Here is a 23,591-nt window from a genome sequence, read left to right as displayed (position 1 = left end):
GTTTCAGCATGTTAAAAACAACGATAGCGAGTGCGCTAATACTGTTTGGTGGCGTGGCCAGTGCACAAATCACACCCCAGCCAGCACTACAAGTTCAGCATCCGGAGAGGACATTGTTCACAGATATTGTGAACAGTGAGGGAACATTAATTGCTGTAGGCAAGCACGGTACTGTAGTAACCAGTAAAGATGGTTCAAATTGGCAGCAATCTGCTGTGCCAGTTCAATCTTTGCTAACAGCTGTTACATCGCTAGGAAGCGATAAATCATGGGCCTGTGGTCATGATAGCAGTATTTTATTTAGCAGTGATAATGGTCAAAGCTGGCAAATCCAACAATATTTACCACAACAACAAAAGCCCTGTTTAGATATAGAGTTTGTTGATCAGAATACCGGTTTTGCAATTGGTGCATATGGCATGTTTTATCAAACCAACGATGGCGGTAACAGTTGGGAAAAACGTTTTATAGATGATTTTGTGCACCCTGATGATAAAGAGTATTTGCAAGGCCTTAAAGAAGACGACCCCCAAGCTTACGAAGAAGAAACTAAATTTATTCTACCGCATTTTAATCGGTTGCTAATCCAGCGTGGTCAATTGTACTTGGCTGGCGAAATGGGTTTGGTTGCACATAGTGCAGATATGGGCAAAAGCTGGCAACGGTTAGATGAGTTCTATCCAGGGTCATTTTTTTCGATAGCCCCTTATGGCGATAAGCAAATTGTAGTTGCTGGGCTTCGTGGTAACGCCTTTATTGCAGATAGTGAAGAGTTAGAATTTAGCCAAATCAATGTGCCTGCAAAAGCGACAATCAACTCAATTGTGAGCTTCAATAGTAGCCTGTATCTGCTCGCGAACAGCGGTTTCTTATTTAACTATGACAAAGGACAAGTTAAACAGTCACAGTTAAGCAGCGGACATGCAATTCTTTCGGCCGTTACATTCGAGAATAAGTTAGTTTTAGCCACAGAGAAGGGGCTAAAAACTTGGGAGGCTAAGAAGTAATGAAAGCCGTTTTAAATAAATTAGAATATGTGGTGTTTCGCCACCGTTTAGCTGTGCTGCTGCTGTTCACTATTTTGACTTGCCTATTAGGGTACAAAGCAACACAAATTCAGCTAGATGCATCATTTAATAAGAACATTCCTCTACAGCATGAATACATGCAGTTGTATTTAAAGCATGAAAAACAATTTGGTGGTGCTAATAGTATTTTGATCTCTGTATGTGATAGGGATGGAGATATTTTTAACCCCGACTTTTTCAAACAATTGAAAGCGGTGCATGATCAATTGTATTTCATTCCTGGGGTGAATCGCCCACTGGTTAACTCTATTTTCTCTCCCAGTGCGCGCTTCGTAGAAGTGGTGGAAGATGGTTTTGCGGGTGGTCCAATTATACCAGCTAATTTTTCAGCGACAGAACAAGGTCTGGCAGTTGTAAAACAAAACATTGAAAAAGCAAACGTTGTTGGGCGCATGATAGCGAGTGACTACAGTTGTGCAATGGTGAGCGCTCAGCTCATGGAGATAGACCCGCAAACTCAAGAAAAGCTTGATACTTTGGCATTTGCTAAGAAGCTAGAGTCACAAATTCGTGAACCACTTAGCACAGATAAAGTCAGTATTCATATCATTGGTTTCGCCAAAATGGCGGGAGATATTGCTGATGGTGCAAAGGGAGTCGTGCTGTTTTTTGCCTTAGCGATAGCGTTTACATTTGTGATGGTTTGGCTGTTTTGTAAAAGCTTCAAACTCACTTTGTTACCGATTATGTGCTCAATTATTGCTGTAGTTTGGCAGATGGGTTTACTTGCTAGTCTTGGATTTGGCCTTGACCCGATGTCGATCTTAGTACCATTCTTGGTATTTGCGATTGGCGTTAGTCATGGTGTGCAAATGATCAACTCAATTGGCAAAAAGGTCGCGCAGGGAGTATCAAGTAAAGTTGCCGCTGAGGCGAGTTTCAAAGCGCTTTTAATCCCAGGTGGTATTGCTTTACTGTCAGACACGGTCGGCTTTTTAACATTACTAGCCATAGATATCGGCATTATAAGAGAGCTTGCAATTACAGCGAGTTTAGGTGTGGCTGTAATCATCTTTACTAACTTGGTTTTACTGCCAATTTTAGCATCTTACTTTAGCTCCAGTAAAATCAAACGCGTAGATGATGGTAACACGACTTCTCATGCCGTATTTACGCAACTACGAGAAGCATTGGTTTGCACTACGGATAAAAAGTGGGCGCGGATTATTCTGCTTGTCTCTGCCGTACTTTTCGCTGTTGGCTATTGGTACTCTCAGAGTATGCGTATCGGTGATTTACACGCCGGAGCACCCGCTTTGCATCAGGATGCGCGCTATAACCAAGATACCTTCTTGATCTCCGATCGCTACGCAATTTCATCTGATATTTTGAAAGTGATTGTGGAGGCTTATCCTGCGGCCTGTACTGAACACGATACCATGGAGCGTATCAGCCGTTTTCAGTGGCGAGTTGAGAACTTATCGGGCGTACAATCAGCCGTGTCACTAAGCTCAGTGGCGCAGGCTGTCAATGCAGGTTACAACGAGGGCAACCAAAAGTGGCAAATGTTACCTAGAAACAGCGCTTCTTTGGTACAGGCCACATCTCGTGTTGAGACCAGCACGGGATTGCTCAATGGTGACTGCTCAGTAATGCCAGTGATCATCTTTATGGAAGATCATAAAGCAGAAACAATAGACCATGTTATCTCTAACATTAAGCAATTTGCTGCAGAAGAAAATACGGAAAATGTAAAATTTAAGCTCGCATCAGGTCCAATCGGGGTGATGGCTGCGACCAACGAATCAGTGTCAGCCGCGCAATTACCTATGATGATCTATGTATATGGTGCGGTAATTATTTTGTGCTTATTAAGCTTTAGAAGCATAAAAGCAACGATAGCCGTTGTTTTGCCGTTATACATAGTTTCAACGTTGGCGCAGGCATTAATGGTAAAATTGGAAATTGGTCTGACGGTTTCCACGTTACCTGTGATAGCGCTCGGCGTTGGCATTGGTGTTGATTACGGTATTTATATTTTGTCATCAATGATGGGGCAGTTGAAGCAGGGCATTCCTCTGGCAATTGCGTATCGAAACGCGCTGGCCGAACGTGGTAGTGCGGTATTGTTCACTGGTATCACGTTGGCTATTGGTGTTAGTACCTGGATCTTCTCCGCGCTTAAGTTCCAAGTTGATATGGGAATTCTGCTCACGTTTATGTTTTTGGTAAATATGCTCGGTGCGGTATTGCTGTTACCAGCAATTGGTACTTTGCTCTGGACCGACCAGAGAAAAAATCGTGAATAAATGTGCTCCCAAATAGCCTTGATTGGTCATTTATATCTATATTTTGTGAATAGATGAGCAAATAGCTGAAAAGCTTAAAATGTTTTCATCGAAAAAGCTGTTTATTAGCGTCAGAAAGGTTAAAATTCAACTGACTCCACGCTAATAAACAGCTGTACAAATAATCTACCGTTCAAAGGTGGTATAGATTAAGGAACACATATGACACAAAATGAAGGTCCAGCATCAGTTATCCTAGATAACGTATGTAAGTTGATCCACAAGAAAGTTCATGCAGAGAACGTGTCACTCGTTGAAACATTTGCCAAAGCCTTGTACAGCAATATGTCTAAAGAGGACTTGGCTAATCGTAACGATAGTGACCTGTATGGTGCTGCACTTAGTCTTTGGAATTCTCTCGAAAAAAACAACTCAGATGATGCGGTTATCCGTGTATTCAATCCTGAAGTTGCAAAAGATGGCTGGCAGTCATCACACACAATCGTAGAGATCATCGCCAAAGATATGCCTTTCTTGGTTGACTCAGTACGTATGGCAATGAATCGTGAAAACATCGTTTCACATTTATTACTACATTGCCCGTTAAAGATTCAACGTGATGATGCCGGAAAAATCACTGCTATTTCAAATCTAAAGGCTGAACAGGAGTCGTCTTCGACAAAAACTGTGTTCTTTATTGAAATAGACCGTCAAACAGATAAAAAAGACATTGAGTCTTTCACAAAAGAACTTGAGTCTGTGTTACAAGACGTGTCTTTAGCTGTCGAAGACTGGTTGCCAATTCGCGACAAGCTTAAGTCAGTGATCAAAGAACTTCCATCTCGTCATTTTCAATGTGAAGAAAGTGAAGTAACCGAAGCACTAGAATTCTTAGAATGGCTGACACAAGATAACTTTACATTTATGGGTTATCGCCAATATGACTTGTGTCCAGTTCAGGGTGACTATGAACTTAAACACGTTGCCGATACGAGCCTTGGTTTAATGAAAAAATCAGCGGATGACCAAGGTCGTCTGTTGTCAGAACTTCCTGAAGTTGCACGTAAAGAAGCGCGCAGTAATAACTTGCTTATTCTTACAAAAACAAACTCGCTCTCACGTGTACATCGTCCAGCATATGTTGACTATGTTGGCATCAAACGCTTTGACGATAAGGGTAATGTGATCGGTGAAGATCGCTTTATCGGCTTATTCTCATCAAGCTTCTATAATAACAGTGCAGCCGATGTGCCAGTACTAAGAGGCAAAATTGACCGCATCATGCAAATGTGTGATTTTGCACAAGGAACGCATGCCTATAAAGCTGTGCTTAATATCTTAGAGACCTACCCACGAGATGAGCTTGTACAAGCTCGTGAGTCGGAACTTTTAGAAGTTGCAACAGGTGTATTACAGGTTCAAGAGCGCGACATGTGTCGTCTGTTCGTACGTAAAGACACTTATGGTCGTTTCTTCTCTTGTATGGTTTACGTACCAAGAGAGCGTTACAACACAGCACTTAGACGTGAAACTCAACAATTGTTGGCCAATGCGTTCCAATCAAAAGAAAAAGTTGAATTCACTACTTATTTCTCTGAGTCTACGCTTGCACGTACGCATTACACAGTGCGCGTAGCTGACAACAATATTGAATATAACGTGAAAGACATCGAAAATAACTTAGTTGAAGCCGCTCGTACATGGGAAGATAAATTACATGATGCGTTACTTGAAAGTGCAGGTGAAGCACGTGGTAATGAATTGTTTAGAAAATACTCAGCGGCATTTCCTGGCGCCTACAAAGATGTAGTTTTACCAAGTGCCTCAGTCGTTGATATTGAAAAATTAGAACAGCTTGATGATGACAATAAATTAGACATGTTGTTCTATCGTCCGCAAGAAGAAGCGAACTCACAAATCGTGCGCTTAAGCTTGTTCCACAAAGATGTGCCTATTCATCTATCCGATGTTATGCCAATGCTTGAGAACTTCGGTTTGCGAGTAATTGGTGAAACTCCGTACGCAGTGAAATCTAGTGACGGTCAGATTAACTGGATCATGGATTTCTCAATGCTGCTAGACAGTAAAGGCATCTCTGACTTTAATAAAGTGTCTGCACGTTTTCGTGCTGCGTTGACTAATGTATGGCACAACCGCCTTGAAAATGACGGTTTTAACCGATTAGTACTACTAGGTGGTTTAACAGGTCGTGAAGCGTCAATTTTAAGAGCGTATGCTAAGTACATGCGTCAAATCGGTGTAACTTTCTCACAAAGTTATATCGAGAGTACGTTTGATCATTATCCGCATATTGCCGCTCAAATCGTAGATTTATTCGTTAAGAAGTTTTCACCAACTAAGCCTGCGACACAAAAGGCTATTGATAAAACAATTGCGGAGATTTATGAAGAACTAGAAAACGTAGCTAACCTAGATGATGACCGTATCATTCGTCTATATGTTGATATGATCAATGCTACGTTACGTACCAACTTCTTCCAAAAAGAGCAAGACGGCAGCAACAAGTCTTATGTGTCATTTAAGATCAAGTCAAGTGACATTCCAGATATGCCACTGCCGCTACCAGCCTTTGAAATCTTTGTTTATTCTCCACGTGTTGAAGGTGTTCACTTGCGTGGCGGTAAAGTTGCTCGCGGCGGTTTGCGTTGGTCAGACAGACGTGAAGATTTCCGTACCGAAGTACTGGGCTTAGTTAAAGCGCAACAGGTTAAAAACACTGTAATTGTTCCTGTAGGTTCAAAAGGTGGTTTTGTTTGTAAACAGCTACCTACAGACCGTGAAGCGTTCTTTAAGGAAGGTCAAGAATGTTACAAGATCTTCATTCGCGGTCTATTAGACATTACGGATAACATCGTTCACGGTGACATAGTGCCGCCACTAAACGTTGTGCGTCATGACGAAGATGACCCGTATCTGGTTGTAGCTGCGGACAAAGGTACTGCGACTTTCTCAGATATTGCTAACGGAATTGCAGAAGATTATAACTTCTGGTTGGGTGATGCTTTCGCTTCTGGTGGTTCAATTGGTTACGACCACAAGAAAATGGGTATTACGGCAAAAGGCGGTTGGGAGTCTGTGAAACGTCATTTCCGCGAAATGGATATCGACTGTCAAACGACTGAGTTCACTGTCGTGGGTATTGGTGACATGGCCGGTGACGTATTTGGTAATGGTATGTTGCTGTCTAAGCATATTCGCTTACAGGCTGCCTTTAACCATATGCATATCTTTATCGACCCAACCCCAGATGCGGCAAGCTCTTATAAAGAGCGTGAGCGTTTGTTCGCGTTGCCACGTTCATCATGGGAAGACTACGACAAGTCATTAATCTCAGAAGGCGGTGGTATTTTCTCACGCGCGGCTAAGTCGATTACTCTGACGCCTGAAATGAAGAAAATGCTAGGCACTAAAAAAGCAAGCATGACACCTAATGAGCTTATTAAAGCTGTGTTGATGATGCCATCTGATTTACTTTGGAACGGTGGTATTGGTACCTACATCAAGCACTCTAAAGAAACAAATGCAGATGTTGGTGACCGTGCTAACGATGCTTTGCGTATCAATGGTGCTGAATTGGGTGCAAAAGTGTTCGGCGAAGGTGGTAACTTAGGTGCGACTCAGCTCGGTCGTATCGAGTTTGCTAGCAAAGGCGGCCGTATCAACACTGACTTTATTGACAACGTGGGCGGTGTTGCGTGTTCAGATAACGAAGTTAATATTAAGATCTTGTTGAATGGCTTGGTTGCTGAGGGTGACTTAACTAAGAAGCAACGTAATGAGTTACTTTACTCAATGACTGACGAGGTTTCTGAGTTGGTACTGGCGGATTGCTACCGTCAGACACATACTTTGTCGATCACCAAATCAAAAGGTCCCGCGACTTTAAAAGAAAAAGTACGCTTCATCCATGCATTAGAAAAAGAAGGTAAGTTAGACCGTTCTATTGAATTCTTGCCTACAGATGAAGAGCTTGCAGAGCGCGCAGCAGCTGGCAAAGATCTGACACGCCCTGAGCTTTCAGTACTTGTTTCATACTCGAAAATGGTATTGAAAGAGTCTTTAGTGGTTGATGATGTATCGGAAAACCCGTATTACCGTCAATTGCTAGTTAACTCGTTCCCTGTACCATTACGTGAGAAGTTTAATGCGGCTATGGATAACCACCCGCTGCGTAAAGAAATTATCGCGACTAAGTTAGCAAACAATATTGTTAACGATATGGGCCTGAACTTCATGGTGCGTATGAATGAAGAAACGGGTGCAACGGATAGCGAAATTGCACTATGTTACTCTATTGCTAGCGCAATCTTCGAAATGAAGAGCACGTGGGGCGCTATAGCAGCACTAGATAACAAGATCCCAGCGGCGGTACAGACTGAAATGTTGTATCAATTACGCCGTACAGTGCGTCGCGCTACACGCTGGTTCTTGCGTCATCGTAATAAGGCAATGACAATTGAACAGACTATCGAGTTCTTCGCACCAGTGTTTAAAGACGTCAGTAAAAACCTACACAGTTATATGGTTGATGCTGAAAGTGCTGCGATTTTGGCAAATGCCAAGAAGTTGGAAGAGCAAGGTGTACCAAGCGATATCGCAATGCGTATCGTATCGCTTTCAAGCTTGTTCTCAGTGATGGATTTGGCAGAAGTAGCTCACAACTCTGGCCGTAAAGTAGATGTGGTTTCACACACTTACTTCAAGCTTGGAGCAAGCATGGGCTTACATTGGTTCTTAGATCAAATTACGGCACAACCTGTGTCAAATCACTGGCAAGCTCTTGCTCGTGCATCTTATCGTGAAGAGTTGGATTGGCAACAGCGCTCATTGTCAGAAGTTGTATTAAACAGCTTTGATGGCGATGAAAGTGATGTTAATGCGCTTATTGAGCAATGGATGGACAATCAGACTGCATTGTTACATCGTTGGCAACAGATGTTGCAGGAGTTCAAGACTTCGCAGAGCCATGATTTTGCCAAGTTCTCAGTGGCATTACGTGAGTTGATGTTGTTAAGCCACAACTGTGACACTACCAAATAATTTTTAAATCGTTAAAATACCCCGGCCTTGCTGGGGTATTTTTTTATCTGTATATAACTGCAGACGTATGTTACTTAGGATCTTTTAAGGAGTTTTCATGTTTTATGATATTGCGCGCCGCTATATGTTTAGTCGTGATGCCGAGTGGGCACACGAATTTGCATTAGGTAATTTGCGCCGTTTTGCACACACACCACTAAGTATGGCGTGGTCGCAATCTGTTGCTGATAAACCAGTAAACTTCCTTGGTTTAGAATTTAAAAATCCAGTAGGCCTTGCTGCCGGACTAGATAAGAATGCTGAATGTATCGACGCATTTTCGCAGATGGGTTTTGGTTTTCTTGAGGTCGGTACGGTCACACCCAGACCACAAGCAGGTAATGATAAGCCGCGCATTTTTAGATTGCCGCAAGCCCATGCCATAATTAACCGCATGGGGTTCAACAATAAAGGTGTAGATAATTTAGTTGCTAATGTTAAAGCGTCTAAATACGACGGGATCTTAGGGATCAATATTGGTAAAAACAAAGACACACCGAATGAGCAGGGGAAGGATGATTATATCCACTGTATGCGCAAAGTATTTGAACACGCGTCTTATATAACCGTAAACATCTCTTCACCAAATACACCGGGACTTCGTGATTTGCAATATGGTGACGCGTTGGACGATCTACTACAAAGTTTGAAGAATGAACAAATGGACTTGATCGCAAAACATAGTAAATCAGTGCCAATGCTTGTCAAGATAGCGCCTGACATCGATGCAGTTCAAGTTGCACAAATAGCCGAATCGCTTGTAAAAATCGTATTGATGGGGTGATTGCTACCAACACTACTTTAGAGCGAGAGGCTGTGCAGGGGCTACAGCACGCACAAGAAGCAGGTGGTTTATCAGGGCGTCCAGTTCGTGAAAAATCAACGTTTGTGGTGAGCGAACTAAAGCGTATTACGCAAGGAAAGCTGCCTATTATTGGGGTGGGTGGTATAGATTCAGCCGAATCCGCAAAAGAAAAACTTGACGCTGGCGCTTCACTTTTGCAAGTCTATACTGGCTTTATATATGAAGGCCCAAGTTTAGTAAAAAGGATCGTTGAAGGTTTATAAGGATCAGTTATATAACCAAATGATCGTAAACAAATTGTTCTTATAAATATTTTTACTGTTGGTAATTTTTCGTTATACTCCTGCGTACTATTCAAAAAAAGAAAATAGTAGGCAGGAGGTCGATTTTGCAAGCATCTAAAGAGTGGCAATGGATTAGTTGTCGCCAAAGAAATCGTTTGCTTGTAGATTTAGGTGAAGAGTTGATTCTCTGCACCCCATTTCGCTTGCGTCAACTGACCCAAGATGCCTACTGTGACCCTCATCTTAGTATCAATGAAGCTGCTTATTACCAAAACGTATTTGCTTATTTGCGTAGCTTCAACATTTGGTCTGAACCGCAATGTTGTCAAATAGCCTTAAATGCTACAGCAGCCAAGTTTTACTTGTTGCCTGTTCAGGCGAAAAGCTGGTTTTTTGAATCGTATACGGGTGATCAGCCTTGCACAGAAGCAATTGTACGTTTGCGCTCAGCTCAACAAGAAGGCGACTTTTTTATCGTTGAACAAGTTGACGGTGCTTGTTTATGCATTAGTTTGAGTCCAAAGTTTGCTTTGGATGAGAATCTAGAGTTGGAACAATTCCAAGCTATCAAAGTTTTGAACAATCGCGTTCATCCACTCATAAGTTGCAATAAAATTTCCCAAATGGCGTGATCAAGCTCTCTCTAACCTATGTTATACTCGCGGGTAATTGAATATAAAGGGTTAGTACATTGCAATTTATCGCGCTCACATCTATTGGTATCGAACATCTCCTTGCAGAAGAACTTCAACAAGCGGGCCTGGAACTGGGCAAGCAAAGCGTTGGTTCAGTTAGGTTCAACGCCGATAACCTAGCAGCTCAAAAGTTTTGTTTAACAACACGCTTCGCTACACGAGTTATGTTACTGATTGACGAAAGCGAGGATATAAAAGACAAAGCAGCGTTGTATAAGTTTGCACGATTTCAGGCTTGGCAAGATTGGTTTGGCCCTACACAAACTTTTGCCATCGAATTCAACGGCACAAATAATGAACTTAAGAACACGCAATTTTCGGGTCTAGTGATCAAAGATGGCATTGTTGATTATTTTAATGATTTGTATGAACAACGTCCAAACGTCGATAAAACAGAGCCTAACATCCGTGTTATTGCCAAATTAAATAAACACAGTTGCTCATTATATATCGATTATTCAGGCCCGCGCTTATCCGATAGGGGTTACCGTACACGTCAAGGTAAAGCACCAATTCGCGAACATCTTGCTGCGGCGTTGGTAAAGCGTAGTGGTTGGTTAGAGGATACGTCTCGCCCTTTGTTTGATCCATGTTGTGGTTCTGGCACATTATTAATTGAAGCTGCGTGTATGGCGAATAATATCTATCCGAACACGAATAGAGAGTTTGCCTTCAAACGTTTACCGAGTTTTAGAAAAGCCAAATTTGACGAGATCAAAGCACAGGTGAAAGCGACAGAAGTTGATAATACGCTTTGGATCATCGGATCGGATCTAGAGGATAAAGTCATCGATATTGCTCAGCAGAACGCGCAAAGGGCAGGTGTCGCAGACCATATCAAGTTTTCAGCCAAAGATGCGAACGCGTTAAATAAGGTTGCAAAGCGCCCAGGTGTGGTTCTGAGTAACCTTCCATACGGTGAACGCTTGGGTTCGATGGCAGAATTAGTCAATTTATATCGTAATATGGGGATCGCGTTTAAGAAGCATTTCCAAGATTGGCGTCTGGCTTTGTTGGGTACTGATGATAGCTTGTTCAAATTACTCAAGCTTTCACGAGAAAAACGCTACAAGTTCAAAAACGGGCCTATCGACGTAGAGTTAAATTTATACCAATTGAACGAGCGCCAAGTCTCACAAAACGAGCAAAAAACGGGGCTAAATTTTGAAGGATCTCAAGCCTTTGCTAATCGTTTGAAAAAGAATAAACAAGCCCTTAAAAGCTGGCTTAAAAAAGAGCAAATTAACGCATACCGTGTGTATGATGCAGATATTCCTGAATACAATGTTGCTGTAGATATTTATAACAATTCAGCAGTGATTTTTGAGTATGCGGCACCGAAAGAGATCGATGATTTGGTGGCTCAGAAGCGCTTGCAAGATGTGATCACTTTGACCGCAGAACAACTTAATATTGCCCCTGAAGATATAGCTGTAAAAGTGCGCAAAAAACAAAAGGGCGAGTCTCAATATACGGCGATGGATAAACAACATCGTTACGATACGGTTGAAGAGTTTGGTGCCAAATTCAAAATCAACTTATTTGATTATTTAGATACTGGATTGTTTTTAGATCATCGCCTAGCGCGTCGTTATATTCAAGAACATGCTAAAGATAAGCGCTTTTTAAATTTATTCTCTTATACAGGCTCAGCATCTGTGCATGCGGCGTTAGGTGGTGCAAAGTCAGTAACGACAGTAGATATGTCAAAAACCTATTTAAAATGGGCTGAAGAAAACTTTGCTTTGAACAATTTGAAAAATCCACGCTACCGCTTCGAACAGGCTGATTGCTTAAAATGGCTGGAGCATGCCCAAGGCCAGTATGACTTGATTTTTTTAGACCCACCGACCTTTTCAAACTCCAAGAGAATGAAAGAGGTATTTGATGTTCAACGCGATCATATTCAGCTGTTGACTTGGATTAAAAAGATTTTAAGTCCAAAAGGTACCTTAATTTTTTCCAATAACAAACGCGGTTTTAAGATGGACGAAGTTGGATTGATGGGATTGGGTTTAAAAGCTGAGAATATTTCCGAGCAGACACTATCACCTGATTTTAAGAGAAATAAGCAAATTCATAACAGTTGGTTGATAACCCATGGCTAAGTATATTTTGTATTTTACACAAGGGTGTCATTTGTGTGAGCAAGCTGATGAATTAGCACGACAAGTTTTAAGTGCAGATGATATTGAGCATGTCGATATTGTTGACGACCCAATGCTTATGGAAGCCTATCAAACTTCGATCCCAGTTATAAAAAGAACACGTGACGGACAGGCTCTTTATTGGCCGTTCGAACTTGAACAAATTCAACTACTCGCAGAATAATATGGATTTAATCAGAATATCAAAAGCGCAATTAGCGTTTGGCACACACCCATTGTTGGATGATGCAGATGCCGTCATCGAAGCCGGAGAAAGGGTGTGTATTGTAGGCCGTAATGGTGCCGGTAAATCGACTCTACTCAAGGTCCTAGATGGCGCGGTACAGTTAGATGATGGTGAAATTAACCGAGTGGGAGAGTTAAAGGTTTCTCGCTTAGAGCAAGACCCACCAAAAGGTGCAGAAGGCTCGGTTTTTGACTATGTCGCTAATGGCTTACCCGATATCGCTGAGCTGCTTATCGAATTTAACCATATCAGCGAAGCGCTACAAACAGATCAATCTCCATCACTTTTAAATAAGTTAGAGAAGTTATCTAACAAAATTGAGGCTGCTGATGCTTGGCGCTTTGAAAGCCGTATCAAATTGGTTTTAAGCCAGTTGGAGTTGGTAGGAAGTATGCGTCTTGAAAAATTATCTGGTGGTTGGTTAAGAAAGGTTGCGCTCGCCAAAGCATTGGTCAGTGAGCCTGATTTATTACTGCTCGATGAGCCTACCAACCACCTCGATATGAATAGCGTTATCTGGCTTGAGCAATTTCTAAAAGAGTTCAAAGGCGGTATTGTCTTTATTTCACACGATAGGGCATTTATACGTGCAGTGGCTACACGTATTCTTGATTTAGATCGTGGCAAGCTGGTCTCATACCCAGGTGATTATGCCAAATACTTAGAGCAAAAAGCTCATGATTTAAAAGTTGAAGAGACACAAAATGCTTTGTTTGATAAAAAGCTAGCGGAAGAAGAAGCTTGGATCAGGCAAGGGATCAAAGCGCGAAGAACCCGTAATGAGGGGCGTGTCAGAGCACTTAAGGCTTTACGCAATGAACGTAAACAACGCGTAGAGCAAGTTGGTAAAACTGATTTCAATATTGAAACCGCTGAGCGCTCTGGAAAACTGGTCTTTGAGGCGCAGCATGTTCATCATGCTTTTAAAGACAAAGTCATTGCAAAAGACTTTTCAACGCTGGTTATGCGAGGTGACAGGGTTGGTTTGGTTGGGCCGAATGGCGTTGGCAAAACAACACTACTCAAATTATTGTTTGGTAAGTTAGACGCTGATCAAGGGAAAATAAAACAGGGTGTTAACCTTGAAGTGGCCTATTTCGACCAATATCGTGAGAAGCTTGACGAAGAAGCTACCGTTCAAGATAACGTTGCTGAGGGTAAACAAGAAGTAATGATGGGCGGTCGAAGCCGCCATGTACTGGGTTATCTGCAAGACTTTTTATTTCCACCGGCCAGAGCGAGAACACCAGTTAAGGCTTTATCCGGTGGTGAGAAGAACCGATTACTGTTGGCCAAACTATTTTTAAAGCCATCTAATGTTCTAGTTCTGGATGAGCCAACGAATGACTTAGATATTGAAACGCTTGAACTACTTGAAGATATTATCAATCAATACCAAGGTACGATATTAATAGTCAGTCACGATCGTGAGTTCATTGATAATACCTGTAACTCGGTGTGGGCTTTTGAAGGCAGTGGCCAGATCACAGATATTGTAGGTGGTTATTCAGACTATGAGCAGTATCTTGAACATCGTCAGGCACAAGCCAAAGAACTTGAAAAGCAACACAAACAAGAAGCTGAAAAGCAAGCCAAGCAAACGAAAGCTGGTAACAAAACAACCAAGTTGAGTTACAAATTAAAACTTGAATTGGAACAGTTGCCAAGTAAAGTAGAAGAGCTTGAGCAAGCATTAGAAACACAGCAAGAAGTTGTTAATGCTCCGGACTTTTTTAAACAAGACTCACAAACTACACAAACTGCGTTGAACGAATTGGCTGAGCTTGAGTCGAAGCTTGAGGCTGCGTTTGAGCGCTGGGAAGAATTAGAAGCATTACAGAATCAGTAGTAAGGATAAAAATGAAGCACACAGTTTTAGCTGCAAGTATTTTAGCCGGCCTCAGTGGTCAAGCTCTTGGAGCAACTTATACATTATCTGAACTCCCTCGCTATGAAGGGGCTAAATATACATTTATTTCAGATGTGAACGATAAAGGTGAAATCATCGGTGCAGCATCGAGTATTTTTAACCTACCCATAGATATATCTTATATTGACTTTGAAGATGCAGATCTTATAAGCGCCTATGACAATACAAAAGAAAGCTATGAAGCTATAGATGAAGAAATTTCTTTTACCTTAGAAGATATTAAAAATGGTGCTGCAGCAACGAATGCAGATGCAAATAGCTTCATGTTAGGTTTTTTAAACGCTAGGTCCAACAATGCTAAGTATCAAAAAATTCAGGACCGTATCGCATTGAATATAGATGCGGTGTCTGCTGATGAGCAAGTGTTGTTTGATGTAGAAACAGAAGACACTAACGGCTTAACGCGCTCGGTATCAAACTACTTAACTTCAATCAGTGAAGATGGAGTGATTGCTGGATGGGGATCTGCACCGTTCACTAAAACAACCTTTACCCCAGATGGCGAATCGGAAGCTGAGACGTTTTTTGTTCGAGATTGGGCTTCAAGAGGCATAGTGCTCACCACGAGCGGACAAAAAATAACTTTATCTCCGGAGTTTTCTGAGCATGGCGGTTTTAGCATCGCCACTGATATTAAAAAGTTGGACGATGGCAGTTATTTGGTTGTGGGTCAAAGCAGCATTGGGATACCTGAAAATCGCCAGACCAACTATGATGACAGCTGTGATGATAAAGACGAACCGCTAGCTGTGTGCGCGTGGCAACGACAGCAAGCAAGCCAATTTTATGATTTGCGAGCATTTCAGTGGAAGCTGGATGAGAATTTCAATGTTCTGAGCACTGCAAACCTTGGATTGGGTTTAACACCCAAAGACGATGAGAATGACGCTTTCGTTAGCGCAGCGTTGGCTGTGAATAAATCAGGCGTTGCGGTAGGTTATTCTCCTTATCGAGAGGGTGATGACCTTTACCCGTATGGTGTAGCTGGTTATTTTGAAGGTGGTGAATTCAAGCCTTTTAAAACACTAGAAAACTGGTACGAATTAGGTAAAGCGACAGATATTAATAACAATAATATTGCTATCGGTTACATGGCTGAGAACATCAGAGGTTCGGTGATTGACCAGTATGCGTTCTATTACGATTTAAATGAGAACAAGTACGTGCAACTACCTTACTTTTTTAAGGGGTCAAAAACGGTTGCCACAGATATCAATGATGCGGGCTATATTATCGGCCAAGCTGAGATCGAAAAGAACAGTAGTAACCGTCGTCGCGAAGGCTTCATCTATAAAATTGGTGATGAAAAGATTGTAAATATAAATGACTTATTACCATGTAAAGATAGCAATGGTGACAGCTACCCATACACAATTGCAGAAGCGATAAAAATTACTGAATCTAACCATATTTACGCGATTGCTACTAAAACGGTAGAACGTAGAGACAGGCTAGGTAATATTGAAAAAGACAGTAATGGTGAGATTGAGTATGAGTCAGTAACACTACCAGTGTTATTGACGCCAAACCCAAGCGGAGAAGTTGAAGATTGTGCTCCACCAGAAGCGGAAACTTATGAGCGTCAGTCAGGCAGCTGGTCGGTCTTAAGTTTACTGGCGTTACCATTTGTTTGGTTAAGACGACGTAAGCTAACGCTGGCTAGAACTTCATCTTAATCCCACAATAAAAAAGCCCGTACGGGCTTTTTTATTGTCTATCATTTATCAAGTATCAAGAACGCCTTGAAGACCAGGCTCTATTAACGGAGCGTCGCCATAAATAATCGATACCAAAATAGCCAATAACAGAGGCGATGCTCGCACAAATCAAGGACCCAACCATAAAGGCGGGACCAATGGTAGAAAGGCTTTGTGATAGCCATTCCCAACTTGCTTCAAAGTGAAATGGTTGGGTTTCTTGACCAAGAGCAAGTACACCGACTAGGTAAGAACAATAGAAAATAGGTGGCATAGTTAAAGGGTTGGTGAGCCAAACCAAAGCCACTGACAGCGGCAAGTTTACGCGAAAGGGAATTGCGAATGCAGCCGCTAGCACCATTTGAAAAGGAACAGGGATGAACGCAAAAAATAACCCTACGGAGAATGCTCCCCGTGCGGAGCGGCGATTCAAGTGCCATAAGTTGGCGTCATGTAACAAACGACCAAATATTTTCAATGACTTTTGCTGTTTGATCTTATTGTGATCAGGTAAAAAGCGTTGGATCGTTTTCTTAGCCATAGTGTGCAACCATATACTTCAGTTCTCTTGGGGTACGGGTTTACATTTGGCTGCATGCTCACCGTATTTTTTTATGGGCGATGGCAGTTTTATTGCAGCGTTTTGTTTCTTGTGGTCATTGCCCGTTATTTTAAGCCGTTTTGGTTAGTTTTGTTAGGGTTTATTTTCGCTATTTTTTCAGTTCAGGTACATTATTGCTTATTTTACAAGCCAATTGATGAAAAAGGTACAAATTCTCAACTAGTTAGCGTGCGTGGTGTGTTCGATAAACAACTCGGACGTGACTACTATCAGGTTCAATTTACTCAAGTTGGAGATAGCTCAATAGCATGGTTTCGCACCGTCAGGGCAAATGTTTCCATACCGTCTTTGCCTCACTCACCGGCCATAGGAGCGTCTTTTTCCGCCTCTGCAAAATTAAAACCTTATAGAAGTAGAGTGAATTTCGATAGTTTTAATAGCGAGTTATATGCATTTACCCGCCACGTTCAGTTTAAAGGGAAACTGATAGATTTGGTGGTTAGTAGTGAGGCGTCATTAAACAGCTCACAGTTGTATCGGGAGTGGTTGTGGCAACGTATAGGCCATTTTAAACTTGGTTGGCTGTATTACACTTTACTCAGTGGAGATAAATCTCATACTGATTATGAAGATAAGCTAATAATGCAACGTCTAGGTCTAAGCCATATGTTGGCCATTTCAGGCCTACATGTAGGGATTGTGTATGGCCTATTTTTTTATATCTCCAAGCTGCTGGTCTTTTTAATTAGCTTTTGTTTTAAAACGTGCGAGCAAAGAAAAGATATTAATGCTCTGTATGCAGTGTTCGGTTTGTTCGTCGCTGGCCTTTATGTATCGCTAAGTGGCTTTGGTGTTTCAGCATTGCGGGCGTTGGTTATGTTGGCCGTGCTGGTGGCTGCCTATTTGTATGCATGGCGTGTTGTAAATTACCGAACTTTACTTTTTGCGCTTTGTACCGTGCTATTGCTTGATCCGTTTTCGTTATTAAACCCTGGTCTGTATTTTTCATTTATTGCTGTTTACGCTATTTTCACCATCGCTAATTTACGCACTAGTCGCATAAACAACAGCGGCATAATCATTAAGTTGCTAGTTTTACAGGTGCTGCTCGGTGTTATTCTCGCACCATTAAGTAGCTTCTACTTTTATGGTGTGAGTCTTGGCGCTGTCATTACTAATCTGATTTTTATACCACTGCTGACTTTTCTGATTTTACCAGTTTTGTTACTGATGCTTGCTTGCCTGTATTTTAATCTCAATACAATTTGGTATTACGCTTTTGATCACCTTGTGAATTGGGTATTGCGGGTTTGTACGGAATTATTAGCTAGCTCAGGATGGCTTGAAACACTGCCATTTGACTGGCCCTTTTTAATTGCCTTTTATTTATCTCTAATGTTGGGCATACATTTTGTGCTGTGGCGCTGGATTGCGGTTATGCCTTTGCTTATCTCAGTAGGGCACAGCTATTTAAAGCCGAGTATTGAGTGGCAAGTTGATGTATTTGACGTAGGTCATGGCACCTCAGTTTTGGTTTCCCATAAGACACAGGCGTTACTCTATGATTTGGGGGCAAAATATTTTAATAGTTTCTCCTTGTTCGAACGTGTTGTACAACCATACATACTAAAGCATCAACTACGACTTTTTCACGTTGTTTTGAGTCATTCCGATCAAGACCATATTGGTGGCATCAAGGAACTGATTAGATTTAGCGGCTATAGCCCTTTGCAAGCATTTCATAATTTGCAATCAAATTCACAGTGTAGAATTAGAACAGTCACCATGGGAAAGCTAACGATTGAATCTTTGTGGCCATTACAAATGATGAACAGCGACAACAACACCTCCTGTGTGATAAGAATAACGGATGGCAAGTTTTCAGTGTTATTGCCAGGTGATATTGAGCAAGCTGCTGAGCGCAGACTGGTTGAGCTATATGGCCAAGAGTTACGTAGTGATATTTTGCTCGTCCCTCACCATGGTAGTAAAACGTCATCAGGTGATGCTTTTATCCAAGCTGTTGACCCACACATTGCGATTATTTCTCGAAGTTTCTATTCTATGTGGCACCTTCCTCATGACTCTGTCGTTGGACGCTATAAGCACCGAAACGTTAAATTGCTAGATACAGCACATGAGGGACATATCCGAATTCGATTTAGTCATTCGAGTATTTCTATAGAGTCTGCAAGAAAATCACGCGCATATTGGTTTTTATAATGCACTAAGAATTGGCTGAATGTTGACCAAAATGATGATAAGGCTATGCTTTTGAAGTTAAACAATTGATTTTAGCCACATACCATTTTGTTTTTGTACAGTGCACAAGTACAATGGGCGGGTTTTTCCAAATCAGAGAGTTCTTATGCAGCAAAGTGCCAAGCAGATCTACAAACGGCTACTTAAGTATACCTTCGATTATAAACTAGTCGCGATATTATCCATCGTAGGTATGTTGGGTTATGCAGCTATGGACGCTCTGTTTATCAAATTGATGCAGCCGTTTATTGATGAAGGGCTAACACAGCGTAATACCGAGGTGCTTACTTGGGCGCCTCTAATTGTTATTGTCTTAGTGCTTGGACGCGGCATTTTCAATTACATGGCTTCATACTGTTTGAGCTATGTCGGCTCACAGGTGGTACGTAAACTTAGGCAGCAACTTTTTGAGCATATGTTATTTCTGCCGGTGTCGTTTCATGATCAGCATTCCAATGGCGACATGATCTCAAAAATAACTTTTGATACTGAGCAGGTACAACAAGCAATAACCCGTGCATTGCAAGTGATGATCAGAGAAGGTGCATTTGTCGTCTTTTTGTTAGTGGTCATGTTTGACGCCAGTTGGCAGTTGTCATCCATTTTCCTGGTTATCATTCCTGTTGTTGCACTGATAGTGAATGTTGTCTCAAAGCGTTTTCGCAAGATATCTAAGAATATCCAAGATGCAATGGGCGAGGTAACTCGTGGCTCTGAACAAATGCTAGCAGGGCATAAAGTGATCCATGGTTTCGAAGGCCAAGATAAAGAAATTGGGCGCTTTGCTCAGGTCAACAACCACAATCGTCAGCAAAGAGTGAAAATGGATGCAACCAGAGCACTGAGTGTTTCTGTGATCCAAATATTAGCTGCCAGTGCAATGGCATTAATTCTCGCGATTATTGCAATGCCATCTATGATAGATACGATCACTTCTGGCACGTTTGTGGCGTTGCTGTCTTCTATGATGATGATGTTAAGGCCGCTTAAACAATTAGCAAACGTTAACGGTGAACTACAGCGTGGTATCGCTGCAGCGCAAAGTATCTTTGAAATACTCGATACTCCGCAGGAAAAGGACACTGGCACATTAGAGCTGCCATTTTGTGCAGGTGAAATAGAAGTAAAGAGCGTTACATTTTGTTATCCAACTAAACAAGAACCGGTGATTAGAGATTTATCTTTGCATATCAAGCCGGGTGAACGCGTCGCATTAGTTGGCCGATCAGGCTCTGGTAAATCTACGCTGTCTAATTTATTACCACGATTCTACGACATAGAAATGGGCAAAATTTTATTAGATGGTAAGCCAATTCAAGACTATAAACTCAAAGAGTTGCGTCGTCAGTTTTCGGTGGTCTCTCAACAGGTGGTATTATTCAATGACACAATAGCTAACAATATCAGCTATGGTTTAGACGTTCCGTTGACCGAACAACAGTTAATTGAAGTCGCCAAACAGGCCCATGTATGGGAATTTGTTGAGTCCTTACCTGAGGGATTAAATACTTTAGTTGGAGAAAATGGTGTCATGCTCTCAGGCGGGCAGCGGCAGCGTATTGCCATTGCTCGTGCGATTGTAAAAAATGCCCCAATTCTTATTTTAGATGAAGCAACCTCGGCGTTGGATACCGAATCAGAGCGTTTAATTCAAGATGCTTTGGATTCGTTGATGGCCGATAAAACTTCGATAGTCATTGCACACCGGTTGTCTACAATCGAGAAGTCAGATCGTATTTACGTACTCGAACAAGGACAAATAGTTGAACAAGGTACGCACCAGCAATTGCTTGCGTCTGAAGGTATTTATGCGGCACTTTGTAAAATGCAACATGGGGCCTGAGCGTGAACGTTATTGAACGGAGCTGGTACAGAAAAAAAAGCCTACTGACCTATTTTTTATTGCCATTGAGTGCCTTATTTTGGCTCATTAGCACCTATCGTCGTTGGCAGTTTAAATCGGGCCGCAGCAATACATTTAAAGCACATGTTCCTGTTATTATCGTGGGTAACATAGGTATTGGTGGTAATGGAAAAACCCCATTTGTATTGTGGTTGGTACCTTATTTACAATCACTTGGTTTGAAAGTTGCCGTGATCAGTCGTGGTTATGGTTCAAATGCGCCTTATTACCCGTATTCAGTTGAGCAATCCAGTTCGGTAAATGAGGCGGGCGATGAGCCGTTTCTGCTTGCATCTCGATTGAATTGCCCTGTTGTGATTGGCGCTGATAGAAAAGCGAGTTGTGACTATATAAAGCAAAACTGTGAGATCGACGTAATCGTTTCTGATGATGGTTTGCAGCATTATAAAATGCACCGAGATTTGGAGTTATGTATTGTTGACGCTGAACGTCGTTTTGGGAATGGTTGTTTGTTGCCGGCAGGTCCGCTACGAGAATTGCCAAGTCGCTTATCTGATGTAGATCTTGTTATTGAAAACGGTGGGCAAGCCGAAATTAGCTATCAGTTAAGTAGTTCGGGTATCTATTCGGTTAAAACTAACAAAAGCTGTCTGGAGTACCAAAAAAGAGGGGTGGCTGTTAGTGCCATAGGCAATCCGCGGCGCTTTGAGTCAAGTTTGCAAGGGCAAGGTATCGAGTTACAAGAGTGTATACACTTTAGGGATCATCATGCGTACAGTTGTGATGACTTTCGTAAATACCCAGACAGTCCAATTTTTATGACCGAGAAAGATGCGGTTAAATGTCAGGCTTTTTGCAAAGACAATTGGTATTATTTAAGGGTTGATGCTGTGCCAAGCGACGCATTGCAATCAAGATTAAAACAACTTCTACAACAAAAAGAGATTTATCATGGCGTTTGACAGAAAACTATTAGAGATATTGGCCTGCCCAGTTTGTAAAGGAAAGCTACAGTACGATAAAGAAAACAGTGAACTTATCAGCACCGCAGCCAAACTGGCTTATCCAATTCGTGATGACATTCCAGTATTGCTGGAAAATGAAGCGCGAGAACTTAGCTCAGATGAAGTTGAAAAGTGGCACGCATAGTTATTGTTTTTTGCAGATATAGCCGTTGTAATTGGTCTCGTTGTGATGTCTGATATTCAAGTCTTAGCGAACGAGCCTGACTACATTATTGCAATAAAGTCTGCGGATATTAGTTTTCATAGTGAAAGCGGTATTGGCTTTGTTGTTCAGCTAGAGCAACAACTTGGCATAAAGCTATATGCGGTTCATCGCTTGGACAAAGTAACGTCTGGTTTGCTGATCCTAGCTAAATCAAGCGTCGCAGCAAATAAGCTCAGTGAATTGTTTGCAAGTCGACAAGTTGATAAAGCCTATTTTGCTTTGGTTACAGATAAACCGAAGAAAAAACAAGGTTGGATTAAGGGTGATATGAGCAAGGCCAGAAGAGGGGCCTACAAGTTGCTAAAGTCTTCCGAAAACCCTGCTATCACGCGCTTTTATAGTATGAGTTTAGGCAGTGGTCTAAGAGCATGCATTTTGAAGCCATTCACAGGGAAAACGCATCAATTAAGGGTTGCTTTAAAGAGCTTATCTGCTCCTATATTAGGTGATGAGCTTTATGGCGCGCTCGAAAGCGACAGAGTGTATTTGCACGCCTACGCTTTGCGTTTTATCTGGCAAGGTGAAAGTAAAACTTATTATGCGATGCCTCAACCTATGGGGCTATTTTCAAAATTAATTAATCATGAGGAGTTTGCCAAATGGCGAAATCCTTGGCAGTTAGAGTGGTAATATGACTGATCAACAAACCCAGTTGCGTTTTGGTGGTATCCAACGTTTATACGGAGAACAGCAGTGTAAGTGGCTGGCAGAGGCAAACTTTTGTGTTGTTGGTATTGGTGGTGTAGGCAGCTGGGTGGCTGAAGCGTTAGCGCGCACCGGTGTTGGCAAAATTTGTTTGGTTGATCTTGATGATATTTGTGTGACCAATGTTAATCGTCAAATTCACGCGTTATCAGCAACGATAGGTGAACAAAAGATTGAGGCAATGGCTGAGCGCCTTAAGCAAATTAACCCTGCCTGTGAGGTCTCATTAATTGATGATTTTATCACCTTGGACAACATTTCAGAGCACATGGTGGACTTTGATTACGTTATCGACTGTATCGATGCTGTAAAAGAAAAGGCTGCGCTTATCGCTCACTGTAAACGCCGTAAGATCCCCATCATCACAACGGGTGGAGCAGGGGGACAAACAGATCCCAGTCAGATCCAATTTGGCGATGTGGCTAAGACGACTCAAGATCCCTTGTTGGCTAAAGTCAGATATCTACTTAGAAAAAACTACAATTATTCTACTAATCCAAAACGTAAGTTTGGTGTTGATTGTGTGTACTCGACAGAGCAACTAGTTTACCCAACTGAAAGCGGTGAAGTTTGTATGGCTAAACAGCAGGCCGATGGAAGCAAGAATATGGACTGTGCCACCGGATTTGGCTCTGCCACTATGGTTACAGGCACATTTGGTTTTTTCGCTGCATCAAAGGCTATCCGTAAGTATTTGGACAAAAAAGTGAAGCAAACCTGTGAGTGATTAAGTTGAAATCACTAGGT

The 23,591-nt window shown here is 41.9% G+C and carries 15 protein-coding genes and 1 pseudogene; 15 read left to right on the top strand and 1 reads right to left on the bottom strand.

Annotated elements, in window-relative coordinates; all coding sequences use genetic code 11:
- The first annotated feature begins 8 nt into the window (after nt 1-8).
- From C2M32_RS10760 to C2M32_RS10720, 9 genes and pseudogenes are all read left to right on the top strand, one after another.
- Entirely contained in the window at nt 9-1,007 is a 999-nt protein-coding gene (locus tag C2M32_RS10760; RefSeq protein ID WP_105168429.1) for a WD40/YVTN/BNR-like repeat-containing protein, read from the top strand.
- Nucleotides 1,007-3,337 (top strand): efflux RND transporter permease subunit, encoded by a 2,331-nt coding sequence (locus C2M32_RS10755; protein ID WP_105168428.1) that lies wholly within the window; start codon nt 1,007-1,009, stop codon nt 3,335-3,337. The genes C2M32_RS10760 and C2M32_RS10755 overlap by 1 nt, the downstream gene beginning before the upstream one ends.
- A 201-nt stretch (nt 3,338-3,538) precedes the next feature.
- On the top strand, nt 3,539-8,377 hold the full coding sequence (locus C2M32_RS10750; protein ID WP_105168427.1) for an NAD-glutamate dehydrogenase: 4,839 nt from the start codon (nt 3,539-3,541) through the stop codon (nt 8,375-8,377).
- A gap of 97 nt (nt 8,378-8,474) precedes the next feature.
- Nucleotides 8,475-9,484: pseudogene (pyrD, locus tag C2M32_RS10745) on the top strand (quinone-dependent dihydroorotate dehydrogenase).
- Between the two features lie 122 nt (nt 9,485-9,606).
- Nucleotides 9,607-10,137: a cell division protein ZapC domain-containing protein gene (locus C2M32_RS10740; protein ID WP_105168426.1), complete on the top strand. Its 531-nt coding sequence runs from the start codon at nt 9,607-9,609 to the stop codon at nt 10,135-10,137.
- Between the two features lie 59 nt (nt 10,138-10,196).
- Complete coding sequence (rlmKL, locus tag C2M32_RS10735; protein ID WP_105168425.1) at nt 10,197-12,308, top strand: bifunctional 23S rRNA (guanine(2069)-N(7))-methyltransferase RlmK/23S rRNA (guanine(2445)-N(2))-methyltransferase RlmL; 2,112 nt, start codon at nt 10,197-10,199, stop codon at nt 12,306-12,308.
- Nucleotides 12,301-12,531 (top strand): glutaredoxin family protein, encoded by a 231-nt coding sequence (locus tag C2M32_RS10730; protein WP_105168424.1) that lies wholly within the window; start codon nt 12,301-12,303, stop codon nt 12,529-12,531. Before rlmKL ends, C2M32_RS10730 begins: the two co-directional genes overlap by 8 nt.
- A gap of 1 nt (nt 12,532) precedes the next feature.
- Nucleotides 12,533-14,443, top strand: a complete 1,911-nt coding sequence (uup, locus tag C2M32_RS10725; RefSeq protein ID WP_105168423.1) for an ATP-binding cassette ATPase Uup — start codon at nt 12,533-12,535, stop codon at nt 14,441-14,443.
- An 11-nt stretch (nt 14,444-14,454) separates the two neighbouring features.
- Nucleotides 14,455-16,200, top strand: coding sequence for a DUF3466 family protein (locus C2M32_RS10720; protein WP_105168422.1), 1,746 nt, complete (start codon nt 14,455-14,457; stop codon nt 16,198-16,200).
- Between the two features lie 55 nt (nt 16,201-16,255).
- Here C2M32_RS10720 and C2M32_RS10715 read toward each other — a convergent pair whose 3' ends face one another.
- Nucleotides 16,256-16,762 carry a DUF2062 domain-containing protein gene (locus tag C2M32_RS10715; RefSeq protein WP_105168421.1) on the bottom strand — a complete coding sequence of 169 codons (507 nt, stop codon included), beginning with the start codon at nt 16,760-16,762 and terminating at the stop codon, nt 16,256-16,258.
- A gap of 258 nt (nt 16,763-17,020) precedes the next feature.
- On the opposite strand from C2M32_RS10715, the gene C2M32_RS10710 reads away from it, so the two are divergent.
- From C2M32_RS10710 to tcdA, 6 genes are all read left to right on the top strand, one after another.
- Entirely contained in the window at nt 17,021-19,006 is a 1,986-nt protein-coding gene (locus C2M32_RS10710) for a DNA internalization-related competence protein ComEC/Rec2 (protein ID WP_158678204.1), read from the top strand.
- A gap of 145 nt (nt 19,007-19,151) precedes the next feature.
- The gene (msbA, locus tag C2M32_RS10705) at nt 19,152-20,888 is read left to right on the top strand and encodes a lipid A export permease/ATP-binding protein MsbA (RefSeq protein WP_105168419.1); all 1,737 of its coding nucleotides are present in this window, start codon (nt 19,152-19,154) and stop codon (nt 20,886-20,888) included.
- 2 nt (nt 20,889-20,890) lie between these two features.
- Nucleotides 20,891-21,871 (top strand): tetraacyldisaccharide 4'-kinase, encoded by a 981-nt coding sequence (gene lpxK / locus C2M32_RS10700; RefSeq protein ID WP_105168418.1) that lies wholly within the window; start codon nt 20,891-20,893, stop codon nt 21,869-21,871.
- Complete coding sequence (locus tag C2M32_RS10695) at nt 21,861-22,058, top strand: Trm112 family protein (RefSeq protein WP_105168417.1); 198 nt, start codon at nt 21,861-21,863, stop codon at nt 22,056-22,058. The genes lpxK and C2M32_RS10695 overlap by 11 nt, the downstream gene beginning before the upstream one ends.
- 45 nt (nt 22,059-22,103) lie before the next feature.
- Nucleotides 22,104-22,769 carry a TIGR01621 family pseudouridine synthase gene (locus C2M32_RS10690; RefSeq protein WP_105169278.1) on the top strand — a complete coding sequence of 222 codons (666 nt, stop codon included), beginning with the start codon at nt 22,104-22,106 and terminating at the stop codon, nt 22,767-22,769.
- Nucleotide 22,770: 1 nt separating this feature from the next.
- Nucleotides 22,771-23,571, top strand: coding sequence for a tRNA cyclic N6-threonylcarbamoyladenosine(37) synthase TcdA (tcdA, locus tag C2M32_RS10685; RefSeq protein ID WP_105168416.1), 801 nt, complete (start codon nt 22,771-22,773; stop codon nt 23,569-23,571).
- Nucleotides 23,572-23,591 lie beyond the last annotated feature (20 nt).

Source organism: Pseudoalteromonas sp. T1lg23B, assembly GCF_002964665.1.
In the GTDB taxonomy this organism is placed as follows: domain Bacteria; phylum Pseudomonadota; class Gammaproteobacteria; order Enterobacterales; family Alteromonadaceae; genus Pseudoalteromonas.
Note: the sequence above shows the minus strand (reverse complement) of the source record. Positions and strands in the feature narration are given on the sequence as shown.

Excerpts from the sequence above, each read along its gene's own strand:
- C2M32_RS10760 (WP_105168429.1), top strand. The coding sequence starts at position 9 with ATGTTAAAAACAACGATAGCGAGTGCGCTAATACTGTTTGGTGGCGTG.
- C2M32_RS10755 (WP_105168428.1), top strand. The coding sequence starts at position 1,007 with ATGAAAGCCGTTTTAAATAAATTAGAATATGTGGTGTTTCGCCACCGT.
- C2M32_RS10750 (WP_105168427.1), top strand. The coding sequence starts at position 3,539 with ATGACACAAAATGAAGGTCCAGCATCAGTTATCCTAGATAACGTATGT.
- C2M32_RS10730 (WP_105168424.1), top strand. The coding sequence starts at position 12,301 with ATGGCTAAGTATATTTTGTATTTTACACAAGGGTGTCATTTGTGTGAG.
- uup (WP_105168423.1), top strand. The coding sequence starts at position 12,533 with ATGGATTTAATCAGAATATCAAAAGCGCAATTAGCGTTTGGCACACAC.
- C2M32_RS10720 (WP_105168422.1), top strand. The coding sequence starts at position 14,455 with ATGAAGCACACAGTTTTAGCTGCAAGTATTTTAGCCGGCCTCAGTGGT.
- C2M32_RS10715 (WP_105168421.1), bottom strand. The coding sequence starts at position 16,762 with ATGGCTAAGAAAACGATCCAACGCTTTTTACCTGATCACAATAAGATC.
- msbA (WP_105168419.1), top strand. The coding sequence starts at position 19,152 with ATGCAGCAAAGTGCCAAGCAGATCTACAAACGGCTACTTAAGTATACC.
- C2M32_RS10695 (WP_105168417.1), top strand. The coding sequence starts at position 21,861 with ATGGCGTTTGACAGAAAACTATTAGAGATATTGGCCTGCCCAGTTTGT.
- C2M32_RS10690 (WP_105169278.1), top strand. The coding sequence starts at position 22,104 with ATGTCTGATATTCAAGTCTTAGCGAACGAGCCTGACTACATTATTGCA.
- tcdA (WP_105168416.1), top strand. The coding sequence starts at position 22,771 with ATGACTGATCAACAAACCCAGTTGCGTTTTGGTGGTATCCAACGTTTA.